This window comes from Bradyrhizobium sp. WD16 (assembly GCF_024181725.1).
Taxonomy (GTDB): Bacteria; Pseudomonadota; Alphaproteobacteria; order Rhizobiales; family Xanthobacteraceae; genus Bradyrhizobium_A.
On the sequence record NZ_CP028908.1, the window covers coordinates 3,505,138 to 3,523,250 of the forward strand.

The following is an 18,113-nucleotide window of genomic DNA, read 5'->3' on the forward strand; positions in this document are numbered from 1 at the left end:
TCCGATCAGCAGGCCACCGTGATCGCCATCGCTTCGCGACGTCGGATGGCCACGGTGACGTTGTCGACCCGGACCGCGATCGGGTCGCGACCGACCACGCCGTGATGGAGGATTTCGACCCGGGCGCCCTCGACGAAGCCGAGCTCCAGGAGGCGGCTCTCCAGTTCGGTCGCGGACAGCGCCGACGGGACGCTCTCGGCATCGACAGAATGAATGATGCCGGCAAGGCCGCGTTCGGCCTCGCCGAGTCGGATCTGGGACTTGAGCTTGGGCAGGGGAGCCATGCTGGGGATAGCTTTCGATAGTCGATCCAAGGACTTGTTTCGGCCCTACGGCACGGGAAATCAAGCAGGGCGGACGTAACGGCCGACGAATTTAGAGGGATTATAAACGATGCCTCCGGATCTGTCGCATCCAGGTCTCTCCGGATGCCTGCGGCCCTGCGCCGAGCGCTGCTAGAGCGAGGGGCTTGCCGCAAAGGGCATAGGCAATTGCGAGACGCCACACTAGTAGTGTCCTGTCTCCGAATTACCGCTTCATTTGCCTCACCCTCGCACGGTCATTCGGAGACATCAGGACACTAGCAAAATCAAAAAGCTAGTGCGGCTTATGTCTCGCAATTGCCTACAGGGGCTTGCCGCGAAGGGCATAGGCAATTGCGAGACGCCACACTAGTCGCTCGCTTCAAATAATTTGAAAGGATGGAGAATTTGTGATTCGATTCGATCGTCTCGACGCGAGCGCCGGAGAGGATCATGGCTGCGACGGAAATTTCGGTAAAGAAGTATGTTGTGCGGCTGAGCGGCGAGGAACGCGAACAGCTTGAAACGCTGATACGGAAGGGCAAGAGCGCAGCTCAAAAGCTGCTGAAGGCGCGAATATTGTTGAAGGCCGATGTCTCGGAAGCCGGCGAAGGTTGGAGTGACAGCCGGATCATTAAGGCGTTCGATACCAGCGTTTCCATGGTTTACCGAGTGCGGAAGCAACTGGTGGAAGAAGGCTTCGAGGCGGTATTGAGCCGTAAGCAGCGCGCAACACCGGGGGTTGCGCGGATTTTTGACGGTGAGAAGGAAGCCAAACTGATTGCCCTGGCTTGTTCCGAACCTCCCAAGGGACGCGCACGCTGGACCCTGCGGCTACTGGAGCAAAAAGTCGTAGAACTCCATATTGTTGATCGTGCCAGCGACTCGACGATCGGGCGGGCACTAAAAAAAACACTCTCCAGCCCCATCGCCGACAGTGCTGGGTCATCCCGCCGAAAGCCAATAGTGCGTTCGTAGCCGCCATGGAGGACGTGCTGGCCGTCTACACCCGGCCACGCGATCCCGACTACCCGCTGGTTTGCCTGGACGAGAGCTCAAAGCAACTCCTCGCCGAGACGCGCATGCCGATTCCGATGAAGCGTGGGCGCCCGGCTCGTTGCGATTACGAGTACAAACGCAACGGCACCGCCAATCTCTTCATGATGTTTGCTCCGCTCGAAGGCTGGCGCCATGTCAAAGTCACCGATCGCCATACCGCCGTGGATTATGCTCACGTCCTGAAGGACTTGGCCGATGTCCACTTCGCCGGCGCCAAGACCATCGTTCTGATCCAGGACAATCTCAACATCCACAGCAAGGCGTCACTCTATGAAGCCTTTCCGGCCCCTGAGGCCAGGCGGCTGGTCGAGCGCTTTGAATGGCATTACACACCAAAGCACGGCAGTTGGCTTGATCTCGCCGAGTCCGAACTCGGCGTCCTATCGTCCCAATGCCTCGATCGACGGATTCCCGACAAACAGACCCTCGCCGAGGAAATCGCCGCCTGGGAGAAAGACCGCAATGCCAACCACACCAAGGCAAACTGGCACTTCACAACTCCCAATGCTCGCATCAAACTCAAGCACCTTTACCCTTCAATCTGAATGAATCGGGCGACTAGTGTGGTGGATCTGACGCGCGTTTGAAGAACTCGCTGCAATGCTGAAACGAGCGTCAGATCCACCGCACTAGCCACGCGGTGGCTCCTTCTTCTCGAGCATCCGCTGTCCGCGTTCGCGGATGACGGCCTGGACGCCGTGAGCCAGTCCCGCCAGCAGCCAGGGCAGGATCACCTCGAGCCTGACATGGTCATCGGCGACGTCGATGGTTCCGCTCGCCTGCTGCCTTAGCGCCGTGATGCGAAAGGCGAGGCGGTCGCCGCTCCAGATCTCCTCGTTGACCTGCAGTACCTGGCCGTATTGCGACTTGACACTGCCGAGGCCGGCCTTGAGCCGGCGTACGGCCTCGTCCCTGCCGAGCTGGTGGGGGATCGAGACGATAAACGGTTGCGGCACGAGATCACCTTTTGCTCAGAGTTCAGGCTGAACGTCGGCCCGCCGCTCCTTGTGCGGGGTTCCCGATCATCTAGTGCGGCGTCTCGCAATTGCCTATGCCCTTTGCGGCAAATGAAGCGGTCATTCGGAGACGGGACACTAGGTGCGCCGGCAGGGTGCGCAAGCGGGGCGCATGGCCGGGAGGGCCGCAGCGGCGAGATTACCCCGGTGAGCCAGCGTTGCGGGCTGCTGGCCATCGCCAACGTCATCGGTGCCACCGCCGGATTGCTCGCTCCGGTTGTGTGATGGGAAACATGGTCCAGGGCGCGGACAGCGCACTGGAAGGTTTTCACCGCGGGTCTATTGTGTGCGGGATCATCATAGCGACCGGCGGTCTGACCGGCGCGGTGCTCGTGCGTCCCGAGAGCGAAGCGCGCCGGTTCGCGGCCCCGGCCCCCCAGGCGGCGCTGGCGGCGTGGCCGACGGATCAGGCCGCGCAAACGAGGAGGCTCGAAGACCATGGACATTGTCGGGCTCGCAGCACCTGCGAATGCGATCGAAGCGATCTTTCATCGTCAACGATCGCTCAGCCGTACCGCTCCACCACCTGACCTCGCCGAACGCCTGGACCGGTTGCGGCGCTTGCGAGGCCTGTTGGCTTCGCATGAGGAGGCGTTCGCCTCCGCGATCTCCGACGATTTCGGCCATCGTCCGGCGATCGAAACCATGCTGACCGAGACGCTGTTCCTGCTCGGGGAGATCAAGCACACCGTACGATCGCTCAAGGGCTGGATGGCGCCACGCCGGGTCGCCACCCAGCTGCAGTTCTGGCCGGCCAAGAACCGGCTGCTGCCGCAGCCGCTCGGCGTCGTCGGCGTCATCGCGCCCTGGAATTATCCGCTGCAGCTGACGCTGGCGCCGGCCATCGGCGCCATCGCCGCCGGCAACCGGGTGATGATCAAGCCGAGCGAATTCGCGCCGCGCTTCGCCGGCCTGCTCCGCGAGGCGGTCGGCAAGAGCTTCGATGCGACGGAGCTCGCCGTGACCGGCATCGAGAACGGGGTGGCCGAAGTCTTCAGCGCATTGCCTTTCGATCATCTGGTATTCACCGGCTCGACGAAGGTGGGCCGTATCGTGGCGGCCGCGGCCGGTCGCAATCTGACGCCGGTGACGCTCGAGCTCGGCGGCAAGTCGCCGGTGATCGTCGACCGCTCGGCCGATGTCGCGAAGGTCGCCGAGCGCGTCGCCTATGCCAAGCTGCTCAATGCCGGACAGACCTGCATCGCCCCTGATTACGTCTTCGTGCCGGAGGCCATGCGCGACGCCCTCGCCGAGCAGTTGCAATCGGCGATGACGCGGATGATCGGTTCCGCCCCCGCGAATCCGGATTACACCTCGATCATTTCCGACCGCCATTATGCGAGACTCGACGGGCTGGTAGCCGATGCCGTCGCCAGAGGAGCCGGACTGGTGCAGCCACAAGCTATCGACACCGCGGCCTGGAAGAGCCGGCGCAAATTCCCGCCGACGATCCTGCTTGGTGCGAAGCCGGAGATGGCGATCATGCAGGAGGAGATCTTCGGCCCGGTTCTGCCGATCATGTCCTATCGTGATGCCGGCGAGCCGATCGCCTATGTCAACGCCCACGACCGTCCGCTGGCGCTCTACTGGTTCGGCGAGGATACCGCGACCCGTGACGACGTTCTCGCCCGCACGGTCTCCGGCGGCGCGACCATCAACGATTGCCTGCTTCACTTCGCCCAGGTCAACCAGCCGATGGGCGGCGTCGGCGCCTCTGGTTGCGGCGCCTATCACGGGCCCTGGGGGTTCGACGCGTTCAGCAAGCTCAAGCCGGTGTTCTACCGCTCGCCGCTGAACCGCTTTGCCGATGCCTATCCGCCCTATGGTCCCAAGATCGCGCGGCTGATCAAGCTCATACGTTTCGTCTCGTGATCGATTGCAGATCGATTTTCAAGGCGTCGAGGATCTGCGGCATCGCCGACGCCTCGGTGATGTCGACGCTGGTCGGTGGCAACACAAATGCACTGATGATCATGATCGGCGAGGAGGCCGCCGACACGATACGCACTGCGGCGCGCTCGTGTCCCTACAGGGGGTGCCGCAATGGCGGTAGGCAATTGCGAGACGCCGCAGTTGACGCTCAGTTGGCGACGGCGCCGCCGGCGAGCCAGGAGGCGATGGTGGCTCGCTCGTCCGGCGTCATTTCGGTGACGTTGCCTGGGGGCATGGCGTTCGACCATGCGGCGTTGCGGCCGATCAGCCGCGCATTGCGCTTGATGTGGGACGCGTCGTCGAGAAGGATGTCTTTCGGCGCGGTTGTGATCGAAGACCAGACTGGCTCGGCGGCGTGGCACATGCTGCATCTGGAAGACACGATGTCCGCGACCTCGCTGAAGGGCGGCGTCGGTGCGGTGGACGTCTTGGCGTTGCGGGGGCCCGCCGCTGACAGCCAGCCAATCGCCAGCATGCCGGCTGCGGCGACCGCCCAGACCCACCAAGGCGACTTCTTGCCGGCGTGGCGGGCATTGAAAAAGTGCCGGATCACCGGACCGAGCAACAGCACGACGGCGACAATCAGCCAATTGTAGCGCGTGCCGAACAGCAACGGATAATGATTGCTGATCATCAGCACAACGACCGGGAGCGTCAGGTAGTTGTTGTGCACGGATCGCAGCTTGCCGGCCTTGCCCCATTTCGGATCTGGGGGCTGACCGGCGAGCAGGGCTGCGACAATCTTCTTCTGGTTTGGGATGATCGTAAGGAAGACGTTGGCGACCATGATCGTGCCGACGATGGCGCCGATCTGGTTGAAGGCGCCGCGGCCCGAGAGGATGTGGGTAAAGGCGTAGGCAAGCGCCACCAGGAAGACGTAGCCGCCGATCGCGAAGGCGCGCTCGTGACGGGCGAGGCCGCTGCGGCAGGCGCCTTCGTAGAGCAGGAACGCCAGAGCCAGACTGCAGAAGGAGAATGCGGCGGCCTGACCGGGCGTGAGGTCGAGCACGCTTTTGTCGACCAGGAATAATTCGGCATCGAGATAGTAGACGACCACCATGAGCACGAAGCCAGACAGCCAGGTAGTATAGGCCTCCCATTTGAACCAGGTCAGCTCATCCGGCATCGATTTTGGCGCGACGAGGTATTTTACGATCCGATAGAAGCCGCCACCATGCACCTGCCATGCTTCGCCGGCGACGCCTTCGGGCAGATCCCCGCTTGGTTTGAGGCTGAGGTCAAGATGGATGAAATAGAATGAGCTGCCGATCCAGCCCATGGCGGCCACCACATGCAGCCAGCGGAAAATGAGGCTCGCCCATTCCGTGATGACGGAGTCCCACATCATTCGACAGTCCAGTCCTTGTAGTTTCGTTCGGCATTGCAGTGGGCGCGGCGGCGGCCCGTGGGATGCCGGATATGGAGGGAGGGGGCGGCGGCCTTGACCCGGCAGGCCGTCTTCCAGACAACAAGTGTCCGGCATAAATACCGAAAGCGCAAGCTGCCCCGTCCGGGCGGTCAACAGCGGGATACTCCATGCTCCAGCTCGAATTCGGCCTTGATACATTCGGCGACGTGACCACAGCGAACGGCGTGCTGCAATCGCAGGCGCAAGTGATCCGCGATGTTATCGAAGAGGCAGCGCTTGCCGACGAATTGGGCATCGATTTCATCGGCGTGGGCGAGCACCATCGCGCCGATTTCGCAGTCTCCGCCCCGGAAGTCGTGCTGGCCGCGATCGCCGGGCAGACGCGCCGCATCCGGCTCGGTTCGGCGGTGACGGTGCTGAGCTCGGATGACCCGGTGCGGGTCTTCCAGCGCTTCTCCACGCTCGATGCAGCTTCCTCTGGTCGCGCCGAGGTCATCGTCGGTCGCGGCTCATTTATCGAGTCGTTTCCGCTGTTCGGGTATCGGCTGGATCAATATGAAACGCTCTTCGAGGAGAAGTTGGAGCTCTTTGTTGCTCTGCTGCGCAACAAGGAGGTGACCTGGAGTGGCAGCGTGCGGGCGCCGCTTGACCACCAGAGGGTCTTTCCGCCGGTAGAGGAGCGCGCCGACCGGCGCGAACTCACCACCTGGGTCGGCGTGGGTGGCAGCCCGGAGTCGGTGGTGCGGGCGGTGAATTACGACCTGCCGATGCTGCTCGCGATCATCGGCGGCGAGCCCGCGCGCTTCAAATCCTATGTCGATCTCTATCATCGCGCGTATGCGGAGTCCGGCCGGAAGCCGCGGCGCATCGGCGTCCATTCTCCGGGCTATGTCGCCGATTCCGACGCGCAGGCTCGCGAAGAGATGTGGCCGGATTACAAGATCATGCGCGACCGCATCGGTGCCGAGCGGGGCTGGCCGCCGATGCAGTCCGGCGAGTTTTCCCGGGAGATCGAGCGCGGCTCGCTCTATGTCGGCAGCCCGGAAACGGTGGCGCGCAAGATCGCGGCAACGATGAGAACGCTGGGCGCAACCCGTTTCCAGCTGAAATATTCGGCCGGGCCGCTGGCGCATTCCCGCCTGCTGCATAGTATCGAGCTCTATGGTCGCAAGGTGATCCCGCTGGTGCGGGACATGCTCGGCTGAGATCTTCGCGGGGAATCTCCTGGTCCGCGCGCACGGCAGGCGAGCGCGGACAAGGGCTCAGTGCTTCCCGCCCGCACGAGCGCCATCCGGGCGATTGCCGGTCGAGGTAGGACAACGATCCCGACACATCGATCGATCAGCGTTGATCGCCCGAGGATAAAACCGTCAACCAAAGGGAGTGCGCCAATGGTTCGAAAATATTCGCGCGGTGCGTCGAAGAAAGTCGAATCTGCGATGAAAAAGCGTGCCAAAGGCAGCTTGCGGAGCGGACGCAGCGGCAAGAAAGTAAAGAGCCGCAAACAGGCGATCGCCATCGGCTTGTCGGAAGCCCGTCGCGGCGGCGAAAAAGTGCCGAAGAAATCAGGAAAGTCGTCAGCGCGGAAATCAACCTCGCGGAAATCGTCGCGGAAGTCGACCGCCGGCAGATCCGCCACTCGCAAATCTTCCTCGCGACGCAAGTCTGCCTCGGGCAAGTCCTCATCGCGCAAGTCTTCGGCACGAAAGTCTTCGTCACGCAGGACTTCCGCACGCAAGACTTCCGCACGGCGCCCGGCGTCGCTGAGGGCGGTTTCTGTCCCCCTCGAGATGACGCGTGGGTTCGCGGCGACGGCCACGATCAGGCGCGACACGGGCTTTCATTGCGAGGCTTGCGGCGTGTCATTTCCGAAGCACCGCGGCGACGCCGGCGGCGAGCAGCCTTTCATCGTGCCTTTTCCAGGCGCGCGCCCGCAAGGTCGGATTGAGAAGGCCTCGGGCCTCGGCGAGGATCATCCAGACAAAGCCCCACCAGTCCGACACCATGTCTTCGTAATCGCCGAGGTCATAGCCGTGTTTGAGGGCAAAAACGTAAGCCTTTCGCGGCGTTAGCCGATCCAGCCATTTGTGGTCCTGGGTCGAAATGTCGTCGTCGTCGAAATCATCGAGGGTGTAGCCCCAGATTGTCTGGCAGACGCGGTTGAACTCGGCATCGATCTCTTCGTCGCTGCCCCACAGGTGAAGGCGCTCCAGTTCCTCGCAGTAGAGGCTGATGTGCTTTAGCGCTACTACATCTTGTTTTAAGAGGCCCATTTGTCATCTCTTCATGTGAATCGTTGAAATCCCATCCTACAGAGATCTTGTAAATGTTCTATGTTTGTACTCATTTTTTAGACTGATATCTCACTTCGGAGGCTGTGATGGCGGAGCGAATGGTTCGGGGCAGTGACGATCGGCAGATCTATGCGCGGATCAGTGGCCGCGAACTCGAACGGCGGCTTGCGGCCAAACGGCGGGAGGTCGCCCGGCTGCGCCGGGATATGCGGCTTGAGGAGGCTGAAATGCAGGCGTTGATCGCTCAGGGCGTCGATGCCACCACTGCAGCGGGCCGGTTCCTCGCGATGCGCAGCCGTCTTGCCCAACTGCTCGTAGCCCAGGCAGCATTGATGGAAGGGGCCGTGGTTGGGTAGGCCTAGTGTCCCGTTTCCAACGTTCGTATTCCTTTGCAGCAGGCGCTTCTACGAACGTTGGAAACAAAGGGAGACTATAGTGTGGCGTCTCGCAATTGCCTATGCCCTTTGCGGCAAGCCCCTGTAGGCAATTGCGAGACATAAGCCACACTAGCTTTTTGATTTTGCTAGTGTCCCGATGTCTCCGAATGACCGTGCGAGGGTGAGGAAAACGAAGCGGTAATTCGGAGACGGGACACTAGCATCAATATGATTCTAGTGCGGTTTTGGATCCGACGCGCGTATGAAGAACTCGCTGCAATGGTGAAACGAGCGTCAGATCCATCGCACTAGGTCATAAGCGGGCCGATGCGGTCCGGCGCTCAGCTTCCGATGCGCCGCTTGCCCGTCTGGGATTGGCGCTCGAGCCGGGGCTGGCGAGCGGCGATCCCACCGCCATGGTGCGGCTTATCGCCGGCATGGGAGTCCACGAACAAGAGTTTCGCGAAGTAGTAGCCTCGGGCGAAGCGGATCTCGGTCGCGGCCTGCAGATAGGCGAGTTCCTCGAAGCTCTCGACGCCTTCAGCGATAACGATCATTCCCAGCGCGCGACTGAGGGATTCGATCGCGCAGGATACTCTGGTTACGCGGCCGTTTATGAATGTCGGTGATGAAGCTGCAATCGATTTTCACCTCCTCGGCGGTGATGTCCGCGAGCGCGGACAGTGAGGAATATCCGGTGCCGAAGTCATCGATCGAGACGCTGGCACCGATGGCGCGCAGCATCGGCACGATCGTGCGCAGCAAGGCCCAGGAGAAGCTGCTACGCGGGATCGGCGCGGTGGCCGACTGGCCGGCCAAATCCTCAACTGCATGGAAGCCGCCATCAACCGTAGCGCGATCTCCTATAGCCGCTATGGATCCAACGTCCACAAGCATATCTACATCTACGGCAGTATCGACCCTGGGGCCTATCGAACTTACACGCGGCTTCGGCATGGCCTGGGGCGTGGGCGGCTGGCTGCTGTTTCCGTTCCTGCAGAAGATCGGTAGGGCGGAAGTGGAGCGGTTGCGCCAGCGCGTCGTCAGCGAACTCAAGACGACCTTTGCCAGCCAATATACCCGGGTAGTGTCGCTCAAAGAGGTGCTGCTGCCAGTCAATATTCAGGTTTATGTTCGCCGTGCTACCAGCGAGAAATTCCTGATCGATCCGAGCCGAGACTGAACAGGGCCGCCAGCGGCATCCAGGTCTCCGCCGCGACGAAGTCCCGTGCGGATAATTCACTGAAATCCGGCGATACTGTGCGGTACGTAGGCCGCCTCCAGCGCCTGGATTTCGTCCGTCGTTAGTGCAAGGCGAAGCGCTGCCACCGCATCGGCGAGATGACTGGGCTTGGAAGCCCCGACGATCGGTGTCGTCACACTGTCCTTCTGCAAGAGCCAGGCGAGAGCCACCTGGGCGCGCGGCACGCCCCGCGCTACGGCGATCGTGCCAACCGTGTCAACGATGTGACGATCGGAATCGGGAAACTCTGCATAGAGCGTCTTGCCGAATTCGTCGGTTTCCTGGCGCGATGTTGCCTCGTTCCAACCCCGTGCCAGCCGGCCGCGCGCAAGCGGGCTCCAGGGCATGACCGCGACCTTCTGGTCGCGGCAGAGAGGAAGCATTTCGCGCTCCTCCTCACGATGCAGCAGATTGAGGTGGTTCTGCATGCTGATGAATTCGGTCCAGCCGTTGAGGCGCGAGATATACAAAGCTTTGGTGAACTGCCAGGCAAACATGCTGGAGGCGCCGATATAGCGCGCCTTGCCGGCCTTCACCACGTCATGCAGCGCCTCGAGCGTCTCCTCGATCGGCGTCTGCGGATCCCAGCGATGGATCTGGTAGAGGTCGACGAAGTCGGTGCCGAGGCGTCGCAAGCTCGCATCGATCTCGCTGAGGATCGCCTTGCGCGACAAACCTGCGCCGTTGGGCCCTGGGCGCGTTCGGCTATTGACCTTGGTCGCGAGCACGATGGACTCGCGTCGGGTCATGTCCTTGAGGGCGCGGCCGACGATCTCTTCCGAGGAGCCATCGGAGTAGACGTTGGCGGTGTCGAAGAAATTGATGCCGAGGTCGAGCGCCTGCTTGATCAGGGGACGGCTGGCGGCGTCATCGAGAGTCCAGCCGTGCGCGCCACGGCCGGGTTCGCCATAAGTCATGCATCCGAGACAGATGCGCGAGACTTCGAGGCCGGTGCGGCCGAAACGGACATAATCCATGGGTTTCAATCCAGGTCGGTTGTTTGATGCGGCTTTCGATCGGGCGCCGGCATCGGCGCCGGCAAAAGGACGGATGAGCGGAGCGGGGAAGTGCCTCCGATCAATGCTCGCTTTCAATGCTTGCGAGGAAAGTTGGTGACGAAAGCGTCGTCATCGAGCAGTGCTTCGCTGAAGGGAAATTCGAGCACGACATCGCCGCTCGTGTCGGTGACTTCGAGACTCGCCGACATGAGCTGCGGCGACTGGCCGTCATCCGCGAGCAGTTCGCGGATGGTGGCACGCGCGACCTGCCAGGCTTGATCCGGATCCCGGAGCTCGATCCCTTCATCGTCGCGGACAACGTCTCCCGCGAGGCGGGTATGGAAGAAATATCGGGGCATTGATAAAACCTAGGACAGGGGCGCTGCCGCGACAAGCGGCTGCCTTCGTGGTATACTGGTTCCACGCTCACAACGCGGCGAGAAGATGCTTTTTTTGGTTGAATGGGCTCGATCAGCAGGGGGATAGTGGCTGAAGAGCAGTGAAGGAGTATCGGACATGGTCATCCCGAAGTCATCGTGATGACGCGCCGCGGCGTACTCGCAACCATTCTCCTCGTTCTCGCGCCGGTGCTTGCCGCTACGTTCGCGGTCTATCGGCCCGAAATTCCACCGATTGCGCGCAAGGATCTGCCTGCTCCCGATCCTGCGCTGCTGCGCCGGGGCGCCGAACTGGCCGCCCTCGGCGATTGCGCGACCTGCCATACGGCGCCTCGCGGTAAGGCGTTTGCCGGCGGCCTTGCGATTCCGACGCCGTTTGGGACGATCCATTCGACCAACATTACGCCAGACGATGACACCGGCATCGGGCGGTGGTCCGAGATCGCCTTTCGCCGCGCCATGCGTGAGGGTATCGACCGCGAGGGGCGGCACCTCTATCCGGCCTTCCCCTACGACCATTTTACTCTTGTATCGGACGACGACAATCGCGCGCTCTACGCCTATCTGATGACGCGGACGGCAGTTCAGGCGCCGGCGCAGACCAACGCTCTGCCATTTCCCCTGACGTTCCGGCCGCTGCTCGCCGGGTGGAAGCTGCTCTTCCTGCGCAAGGGCCCGGTTGTGTCCGATCCGCTGGGCGATGCCGTCCTCAATCGCGGCGCCTATCTCGTCGAGGGCATCGGTCATTGCGGCGCCTGCCACACACCGCGCAACCTGTTCGGTGCGGAAAGATCGGACCAGGCCTTCGCCGGCGGAGATGCTGAGGGCTGGCGGGCCTTCACCATCAATGCGGCCTCATCATCGCCGGTGCCATGGAACGAAGACAGTCTCTATGCATATCTGCGCCGTGGCTGGCACGGGCTGCATGGCGTAGCGCGCGGACCGATGGCGCCGGTCGCCGACAATCTCGCCACAGTACCCGATGCCGATGTCCGGGCTATTGCTGCATATGTCGCCGCGCAAATCGGGCGGCCATCGCCGGATCGCGAGCGCCAGGGCGATGAGCTGGTCGCGCGGGTCGCCGACCGGGCAGACGCACCCGGCGCCAGGCCGCAGTCGGCCGGCGGCCAGACAGTCGCCGCCCAGCCCGGCGGCAATGAGGGCGCGGCCATCTATGCCGGCGCCTGCGCGACCTGTCACGATGCCGGGCGGCCGGTGCCCTATGGTGGTCTCAACCTCGCACTGAGCACTGCGGTGAGCGCCGACACCCCGCGAAATTTCGTCAACGTGGTGCTGGGCGGTGTTGCGCCGGCGGAGGGTAAACGTGGGCCGATCATGCCTCCTTTCGCCGCAACCTTGAGCGATGACCGGATCGTCGCCCTGAGTAACGAGGTCAGACGCCGATTCGCCCACAAGTCAGCATGGCCGGATCTCGCCCCAGAAATTGCGGCAGCGCGCCAGACGGTCACGGTCGAGGGCGTTGGAAGCGCCGCCATTGCGCCCGACGACAGCCAGACGAAGTGAGGGGAAGGCCATGGACATCAAGGTCAACGGTCACATGCACCGCATCGATGCCGATCCCGATACGCCGCTGCTCTATGTGCTGCGTGACGAACTGGCGCTCAACGCAGCAAAATATGGCTGCGGGCTCGGCCAATGCGGTGCCTGCACGGTCCTCGTGGACGGCGCGGCAGTGCTGTCCTGCGTCACGCCCGTCATGCTCATAGAGGGTCGCAGCATCACCACCTTGGAGGGGCTTGGCGGCCCCGACAATCCGAGTCCGATCCAGCGCGCCTTCATCGCGGAACAGGCCGCGCAATGCGGTTACTGCATTCCGGGGATGGTGATGCGGGCGCAGGCGCTCCTCGCGCGCAATGTCGATGCCGGCGAGGCCGATATCAGGCGGGCGTTGCAGCCCAATCTGTGTCGCTGCGGGACACACATGCGGATCATCAAGGCAGTCAAGCGCGCTGCAGACCTGATGCGCGCCAATTCGGCCAAGGGAGCGATCTGATGATAACAATGCCTTTGTCGCGCCGCGCCGTGCTCCAGGGCAGCGGTGCCCTGATCGTCAGTTTCGCAATTTCCGGCAGCCACGCCGCCGAAGATGCCGCCGGAGCGGCCAAGCCGCCCGGCAGCCTGGCCGCCGAGCCCTGGCTCGATTCATGGATCCGGCTCGACGCCGATGGCACCGTGACGGTGCTTAGCGGTAAGGCCGAACTCGGACAGGGTATCAAGACGGCGCTGTTGCAGGTTGCGGCCGAAGAACTCGCTCTGCCGGTGGGAGGGATGACGCTGGTGACGGCGGACACCGGCAGGACTGCCAACGAGGGCTATACCGCTGGCAGTCACTCGATGCAGGACAGTGCCACCGCGATCCGCCACGCCGCGGCCCAGATGCGGGAAGTTCTGATCGCAGAGGCGGCGCGGCGGTTCGGACTGCCGCCGGAGCGGCTGAAGGCCGAGAATGGCGCAGTTCTGACCGATGACGGACGACGTCTTGCTTATGCCGAGCTCGTCGGCGGCGTAGAGCAGCGTGTGCGTGCGGCCCCGACATCGAAGTTGCGCGACCCTGCAAGCTTCACGATCATCAACACGGCGCTGCCGCGGGTCGACATTCCCGCCAAGGTCACCGGCGGCGCGGCCTATGTACAGGACATGCGGCTCGAGGGCATGCTGCACGCCCGCGTCGTGCGGCCGCCGAGCTACGGCGCGCAGCTCGTGGCGATCGACACGGCCTCGGTCGAAAGAATGCCCGGCGTGGTCAAGGTGATCCGCAACGGCAACTTCCTCGCGGTGGCGGCGGCGCGGGAGTATCAGGCGGTCAAGGCGATGCGGAGCCTGGCGGCTGCGGCGCAGTGGCAGGAAAGGAAACAACTGCCGGCAACCACGCCGCTGCCGGAAGCCGTCACCAGGCTCGCGGCGCGCGACATGAAGATCCTCGATCGGCAGTCCGCTGCCGGGAATGTCGTCACGCGCATCGAAGCAACCTTCACGCGGCCGTGGCAGGCTCACGGCTCGATCGGCCCCTCCTGCGCGGTGGCTCGGTATGCGGACGAAATGATGACGGTTTGGACCCACACCCAGGGCGTCTATCCGGATCGCGCCGCCATCGCCGAACTGCTGCGATTGCCGCGCGACAAGGTGCGCTGCATTCATGTCGAGGGATCGGGGTGCTACGGGCACAACGGGGCTGACGATGCTGCCGGCGATGCGGCGCTGATCGCGATGTCACTGCCCGGCCGGCCAGTGCGGCTGCAATGGATGCGTGAACAGGAACATGCCTGGGAGCCGTTCGGCCCGGCGATGGTGACGCAGGTCAGTGCTGGAGTGGACGACAGCGGACGGGTCGCGGAATGGCGCTATCAGGTCTGGAGCAATACCCATTCCATGCGGCCAGGTAGCGCCGGATCCTTGCTGGCCGGCCAGCATGTCGATCCTCCTTTCGCGGTACCGCAGCCGAAGCCGCTGCCGCTGCCGGAAGGCGGTGGCGATCGCAACGCGTTGCCGCTCTATGCCTTCGCAAATGCCGAGGTGATGCATCACTTCGTCCCGGAGATGCCGTTGCGGATCTCCGCCATGCGGGCGCTCGGCGCCTACATGAATGTCTTCACCATCGAGAGCGTCATGGACGAGCTTGCCGTCGCCGCCAGCGCCGATCCGGTGCAGTTTCGCCTCGCACATCTGACTGATGCGCGGGCGCAGGACGTGATCCGGTTGGCTGCCGATCGTTTTGGCTGGAGCTTGCGCGAGAAAGGGGCGGACGGGCGCGGCTGCGGCTTTGCCTTTGCGCGCTACAAAAATCTTGCCGCCTATTGCGCCATCGCCATGGAGGTGGAGGTCGACCGTGACAGCGGTCGCATTCATGTCCGCAAGGCGGTGGCCGCGGTCGATGCCGGTCAGATCGTCAATCCCGATGGCGTGCGCAACCAGATCGAGGGCGCCATCCTGCAGTCGATCAGCTGGACCCTCTACGAAAGCGTGAGCTTCGACGAGGTCAGGATCACGTCGGTCGACTGGGCTTCCTATCCCATTCTGCGTTTCGGCAATGTTCCGGATGCCGTCGAGGTCCATCTGCAGGATAGGCCCGGACTGCCGTTCCTCGGCGCCGGCGAGGCGGGGCAGGGACCGGCAGCGGCGGCCCTCGCCAATGCCATCGCTGACGCCACAGGCGCGCGCCTCCGCGACCTGCCGTTGAGTGCCGGCAGGGTCAGGGCGGCCATCGGTATCTGAAATTCGAACCGCAGGTCTCAGGTCACGAGGCCCGAAGTGGCGGTTAAAGCGCCTTAGCCTAAAGGGTTAGTTCGGGCCGCTGGTCCGACGGTCGCCCCAGAACAGAACGGCGCCGAAGACCGCGAACATCAAAACCACGGCGATGGACACCATCAGGCTGTCGGCAGGCATGTTTCCCTCTCCCAGGTGATTTGGTGGGAGCATGAATATGGAACCCGGTTCGGTGATGTTTGATCTGGATCAATGGAAGTCTCTGAGCTCCGCCCGGTTCCATCATCAAATTCGATAACAGACGGAACGAATTGGCGTTTTGCCGCATGATGCTGCGGGTGCGAGGATCATCAGGGCGGGTATGGAATGATCGGAGGGCTGCTTAAGATGGCGAAGGTCACCAGAGACCAGGCCGTCGCCGCCGAACTGGCGAGCAAGGCCGCCGATCTAAATTCGCGCAGCGAGGAGAAACAGCCGGAGGCGACCGCGACATGGGCTCGCGCGCTCCCGACGTAGTCCCTCCGGAATCCTAGTCAGCTCGACGGGGCACGACCCGGCTGTCGGTCACTTTCCGCAATTCCAGACGAAACCGATGGGTGTCTGCGTCCAGCACGGTCCAAAGCCGCCGCCGTTCCAGCGACCGCGATAAAAGCGTGGCCAGGGGTACCAGAGGCGCCACTGCGGATAGCCGGTTCGCCAGCGCTCAATCTCGATCTGCTCCGGCGTGCGGTAACCGGGCAGAAAGCCGTAACCATGCCAGCCGCGGACGGCGCGATGACGGTGACCGTGGGAAGAGAAATGGGATCTCTGTCTGGCTTCCGCCGACTGGGTCATGATCGTGAGAAGAACTGCAACTGCAACGGTCCTCCGAATGCGATGCGTCATTGCATCACTTCGCCCGGTTGCGGCTGCTGAATTCATGCATCTGCAACGGTCGCCCGGTAAAAGCGCCGAAGATGCCATAAGCCACTTCCGCCGTGGCAAGAGTGAGCAGCAACGCGGTCATCATCACGGCGAAGCTTCGAAGAAGAGCATTGGCCACCTGTCGCAAGGATAGAACAGTTCGATGCCGTACTGGGCGCCTTCCGAAAATGGCACGCAATGCCAGACCTGCTCGCGAGAGCCATCGGCGCTTGGAGCTTTCGCCGGCCCTGTCAGGGATTTCCATGCGCGTTCGACGCGGCGCGAGACCTGGTGCATCGGACGTTCCGTTGGTGCAAGTCGTTCATCAGGGGGCACGGTTTCGGCGGGTACTAACCATGAGAGCGCAGGAAGTTCCTGCATGCCCGGATTTTCGTGGTGCATTTGACGTCGGCTTCCAGCTGGGATAGCGATTTAGAATCGTTCTAAACTTATCGGACACTGCAGCTTATGAAGAACTTTTCCGAACTCACAGAACGCGAGATTCTCGCGGTTGCCATCTCTTCCGAAGAAGAGGACAGCCGCATCTACATGAGCTTCGCCGAGGACCTCACGGAACGCTATCCGGAGTCGGCCAAGATCTTCGAGGAGATGGCCGAGCAGGAAAAAGGGCATCGTCACATGCTGCTCGAACTGTACGAGCAGCGCTTCGGGCCCAATTTGCCGCCGATCCGGCGTGAAGACGTCAAGGGTTTTCTCCGCCGCCGGCCGATCTGGCTGACCAAGAATCTTTCGTTGGACACGGTCCGCAAGGAAGCGGAGACGATGGAGTTCGAGGCCGAGCGCTTCTATGCCAAGGCCGCCGAGCGCACCCAGGATGTCGGCGTTCGTAAACTGCTCGGCGACCTTGCCGAGATGGAGAAGGGGCACGAGACGCTGGCGGCGCGATTGACCGATCAGATCCTCAGCCCGGAGGTCCGTGCCGAGGAGGACCGCACTCGCCATCGGGTCTTCGTCCTGCAATATGTCCAGCCCGGACTCGCCGGTCTGATGGATGGTTCGGTGTCGACGCTGGCGCCGCTTTTTGCTGCCGCGTTTGCAACCCATCACAATTGGCAAACATTTCTTGTCGGCCTTGCAGCTTCGATCGGTGCCGGCATCAGCATGGGTTTTGCCGAGGCGCTGTCGGATGACGGATCGATGACCGGGCGCGGCTCGCCATGGCTGCGTGGCCTGACCTGTGGATTGATGACGACGGTCGGCGGCCTTGGCCACACAATGCCCTATCTCGTGCCTGATTCCTGGGCCAATGCGTTCTGGATCGCAACCGCGATCGCTGGCCTCGTGGTGTTCTTTGAATTGTGGGCGATTGCCTGGATCCGTGCGCGCTACATGGATACGCCATTCCTGCACGCTGTATTCCAGATCGTGCTCGGTGGCGTGATCGTGCTGGGTGTCGGGATATTGATCGGAGGGGCTTGATGGATGAGCGACTGCATTACGGTGCGATAGCCAAGGCGCTTCACTGGCTGATCGTATTGCTTCTCGCCATCCAATATCCGATCGGCTGGCTGATGCCCGATATTCATCGCGGCATGCAGCCGGGATGGCCGATGAACCTCCATGTTTCGCTCGGTATCGTCATTCTCGTGCTGATCCTGCTGCGGTTCGCCTGGCGGATGACGCACCCTGTAGCGCCGGAGAGTTCGCTGCCGTCATGGCAGCGCTTGATGTCCGAAGGCGTGCATTGGCTGCTCTATCTTCTGGTGTTTGTCACAACCATCAGCGGCTGGATGTTCGCATCAATGCGCGGCTGGAATTTGTCGTTCTTCGGTCTTGTTCAGCTGCCGATGTTGACGGCTCCCGGAGCAAGTCTGGCAAAGGCGATCGGCCCCGCGCACGAAATCCTAGAGCTGGCGCTGATCAGCGTGATCGGCGTCCATGTCGCCGCCGCGCTTGTCCATATCTTCGTCTATCGCGACCGGATCATGCAGCGCATGCTGCCGGGGTGAGAGGACCTTCCCCCGCGCGTCGAGGTCT

20 protein-coding genes and 3 pseudogenes are annotated in these 18,113 nt (G+C 62.6%); 12 read left to right on the forward strand and 11 right to left on the reverse strand.

The window, feature by feature from the left end; all coding sequences use genetic code 11:
- Positions 1–5: 5 nt before the first annotated feature.
- Positions 6–284 (reverse strand): FeoA family protein, encoded by a 279-nt coding sequence (locus DB459_RS16200; RefSeq protein ID WP_253706269.1) that lies wholly within the window; start codon positions 282–284, stop codon positions 6–8.
- 471 nt (positions 285–755) lie between these two features.
- Between DB459_RS16200 and DB459_RS16205 the strand changes: the two genes are divergently transcribed.
- Positions 756–1,906 (forward strand): IS630 family transposase gene (locus tag DB459_RS16205; protein WP_253706060.1). Its coding sequence is split into 2 segments (ribosomal slippage): positions 756–1,206 and positions 1,206–1,906, totalling 1,152 coding nucleotides; the frame shifts between segments, so codons are not numbered across the junction.
- Between the two features lie 84 nt (positions 1,907–1,990).
- Here the strand turns inward: DB459_RS16205 and DB459_RS16210 are convergent.
- On the reverse strand, positions 1,991–2,317 hold the full coding sequence (locus tag DB459_RS16210) for a polyhydroxyalkanoic acid system family protein (protein WP_253706270.1): 327 nt from the start codon (positions 2,315–2,317) through the stop codon (positions 1,991–1,993).
- A 498-nt stretch (positions 2,318–2,815) separates the two neighbouring features.
- On the opposite strand from DB459_RS16210, the gene DB459_RS16215 reads away from it, so the two are divergent.
- A complete protein-coding gene (locus DB459_RS16215) occupies positions 2,816–4,249 on the forward strand; it encodes a coniferyl aldehyde dehydrogenase (RefSeq protein WP_253706271.1) in 1,434 nt (477 codons plus the stop codon).
- Here DB459_RS16215 and DB459_RS16220 read toward each other — a convergent pair.
- On the reverse strand, positions 4,230–4,385 hold the full coding sequence (locus DB459_RS16220) for a hypothetical protein (RefSeq protein ID WP_253706272.1): 156 nt from the start codon (positions 4,383–4,385) through the stop codon (positions 4,230–4,232). The genes DB459_RS16215 and DB459_RS16220 overlap by 20 nt on opposite strands.
- A gap of 72 nt (positions 4,386–4,457) precedes the next feature.
- Positions 4,458–5,654, reverse strand: a complete 1,197-nt coding sequence (locus tag DB459_RS16225) for a urate hydroxylase PuuD (RefSeq protein ID WP_253713601.1) — start codon at positions 5,652–5,654, stop codon at positions 4,458–4,460.
- Between the two features lie 191 nt (positions 5,655–5,845).
- Here DB459_RS16225 and DB459_RS16230 point away from each other — a divergent pair, with 191 nt between their 5' ends.
- Positions 5,846–6,883 carry an LLM class flavin-dependent oxidoreductase gene (locus DB459_RS16230; protein WP_253706273.1) on the forward strand — a complete coding sequence of 346 codons (1,038 nt, stop codon included), beginning with the start codon at positions 5,846–5,848 and terminating at the stop codon, positions 6,881–6,883.
- A 234-nt stretch (positions 6,884–7,117) separates the two neighbouring features.
- Positions 7,118–7,183: pseudogene (locus tag DB459_RS27605) on the forward strand (hypothetical protein); the annotation flags it as partial.
- 357 nt (positions 7,184–7,540) lie between these two features.
- Here the strand turns inward: DB459_RS27605 and DB459_RS16240 are convergent.
- Entirely contained in the window at positions 7,541–7,951 is a 411-nt protein-coding gene (locus tag DB459_RS16240; protein WP_253713752.1) for a hypothetical protein, read from the reverse strand.
- Positions 7,952–8,058: 107 nt separating this feature from the next.
- Here DB459_RS16240 and DB459_RS16245 point away from each other — a divergent pair, with 107 nt between their 5' ends.
- Entirely contained in the window at positions 8,059–8,328 is a 270-nt protein-coding gene (locus DB459_RS16245) for a hypothetical protein (RefSeq protein WP_253706274.1), read from the forward strand.
- Positions 8,329–8,662: 334 nt separating this feature from the next.
- Here DB459_RS16245 and DB459_RS16250 read toward each other — a convergent pair.
- A pseudogene (locus DB459_RS16250) lies at positions 8,663–9,102 on the reverse strand (EAL domain-containing protein); the annotation flags it as partial.
- Positions 9,103–9,147: 45 nt separating this feature from the next.
- Here DB459_RS16250 and DB459_RS16255 point away from each other — a divergent pair.
- A pseudogene (locus DB459_RS16255) lies at positions 9,148–9,532 on the forward strand (NADH oxidase); the annotation flags it as partial.
- Positions 9,533–9,588: 56 nt separating this feature from the next.
- Here the strand turns inward: DB459_RS16255 and DB459_RS16260 are convergent.
- Both DB459_RS16260 and DB459_RS16265 read right to left on the reverse strand, forming a co-directional pair.
- Complete coding sequence (locus DB459_RS16260) at positions 9,589–10,569, reverse strand: aldo/keto reductase (RefSeq protein ID WP_253706275.1); 981 nt, start codon at positions 10,567–10,569, stop codon at positions 9,589–9,591.
- A gap of 113 nt (positions 10,570–10,682) precedes the next feature.
- The gene (locus DB459_RS16265) at positions 10,683–10,949 is read right to left on the reverse strand and encodes a hypothetical protein (protein ID WP_253706276.1); all 267 of its coding nucleotides are present in this window, start codon (positions 10,947–10,949) and stop codon (positions 10,683–10,685) included.
- 180 nt (positions 10,950–11,129) lie between these two features.
- On the opposite strand from DB459_RS16265, the gene DB459_RS16270 reads away from it, so the two are divergent.
- From DB459_RS16270 to DB459_RS27375, 4 genes are all read left to right on the forward strand, one after another.
- On the forward strand, positions 11,130–12,512 hold the full coding sequence (locus DB459_RS16270; protein WP_253706277.1) for a cytochrome c: 1,383 nt from the start codon (positions 11,130–11,132) through the stop codon (positions 12,510–12,512).
- Positions 12,513–12,522: 10 nt separating this feature from the next.
- Positions 12,523–13,002 carry a (2Fe-2S)-binding protein gene (locus DB459_RS16275; RefSeq protein WP_253706278.1) on the forward strand — a complete coding sequence of 160 codons (480 nt, stop codon included), beginning with the start codon at positions 12,523–12,525 and terminating at the stop codon, positions 13,000–13,002.
- A complete protein-coding gene (locus DB459_RS16280) occupies positions 13,002–15,221 on the forward strand; it encodes a molybdopterin cofactor-binding domain-containing protein (protein ID WP_253706279.1) in 2,220 nt (739 codons plus the stop codon). The genes DB459_RS16275 and DB459_RS16280 overlap by 1 nt, the downstream gene beginning before the upstream one ends.
- Before the next feature lie 378 nt (positions 15,222–15,599).
- On the forward strand, positions 15,600–15,728 hold the full coding sequence (locus DB459_RS27375) for a hypothetical protein (protein WP_256519190.1): 129 nt from the start codon (positions 15,600–15,602) through the stop codon (positions 15,726–15,728).
- A 48-nt stretch (positions 15,729–15,776) separates the two neighbouring features.
- On the opposite strand, the gene DB459_RS16285 is transcribed toward DB459_RS27375, so the two are convergent.
- From DB459_RS16285 to DB459_RS16290, 3 genes are read right to left on the reverse strand one after another with little or no spacing between them, the layout of a single operon-like run.
- Entirely contained in the window at positions 15,777–16,097 is a 321-nt protein-coding gene (locus tag DB459_RS16285; RefSeq protein ID WP_253706280.1) for a hypothetical protein, read from the reverse strand.
- A 4-nt stretch (positions 16,098–16,101) separates the two neighbouring features.
- A complete protein-coding gene (locus DB459_RS27380) occupies positions 16,102–16,224 on the reverse strand; it encodes a hypothetical protein (protein ID WP_256519191.1) in 123 nt (40 codons plus the stop codon).
- On the reverse strand, positions 16,221–16,496 hold the full coding sequence (locus DB459_RS16290; protein WP_253713753.1) for a hypothetical protein: 276 nt from the start codon (positions 16,494–16,496) through the stop codon (positions 16,221–16,223). The genes DB459_RS27380 and DB459_RS16290 overlap by 4 nt, the downstream gene beginning before the upstream one ends.
- Positions 16,497–16,583: 87 nt before the next feature.
- Between DB459_RS16290 and mbfA the strand changes: the two genes are divergently transcribed.
- On the forward strand, positions 16,584–17,555 hold the full coding sequence (gene mbfA, locus DB459_RS16295; protein WP_253706281.1) for an iron exporter MbfA: 972 nt from the start codon (positions 16,584–16,586) through the stop codon (positions 17,553–17,555).
- A complete protein-coding gene (locus DB459_RS16300) occupies positions 17,555–18,085 on the forward strand; it encodes a cytochrome b (RefSeq protein WP_253706282.1) in 531 nt (176 codons plus the stop codon). Before mbfA ends, DB459_RS16300 begins: the two co-directional genes overlap by 1 nt.
- Positions 18,086–18,113: the final 28 nt, after the last annotated feature.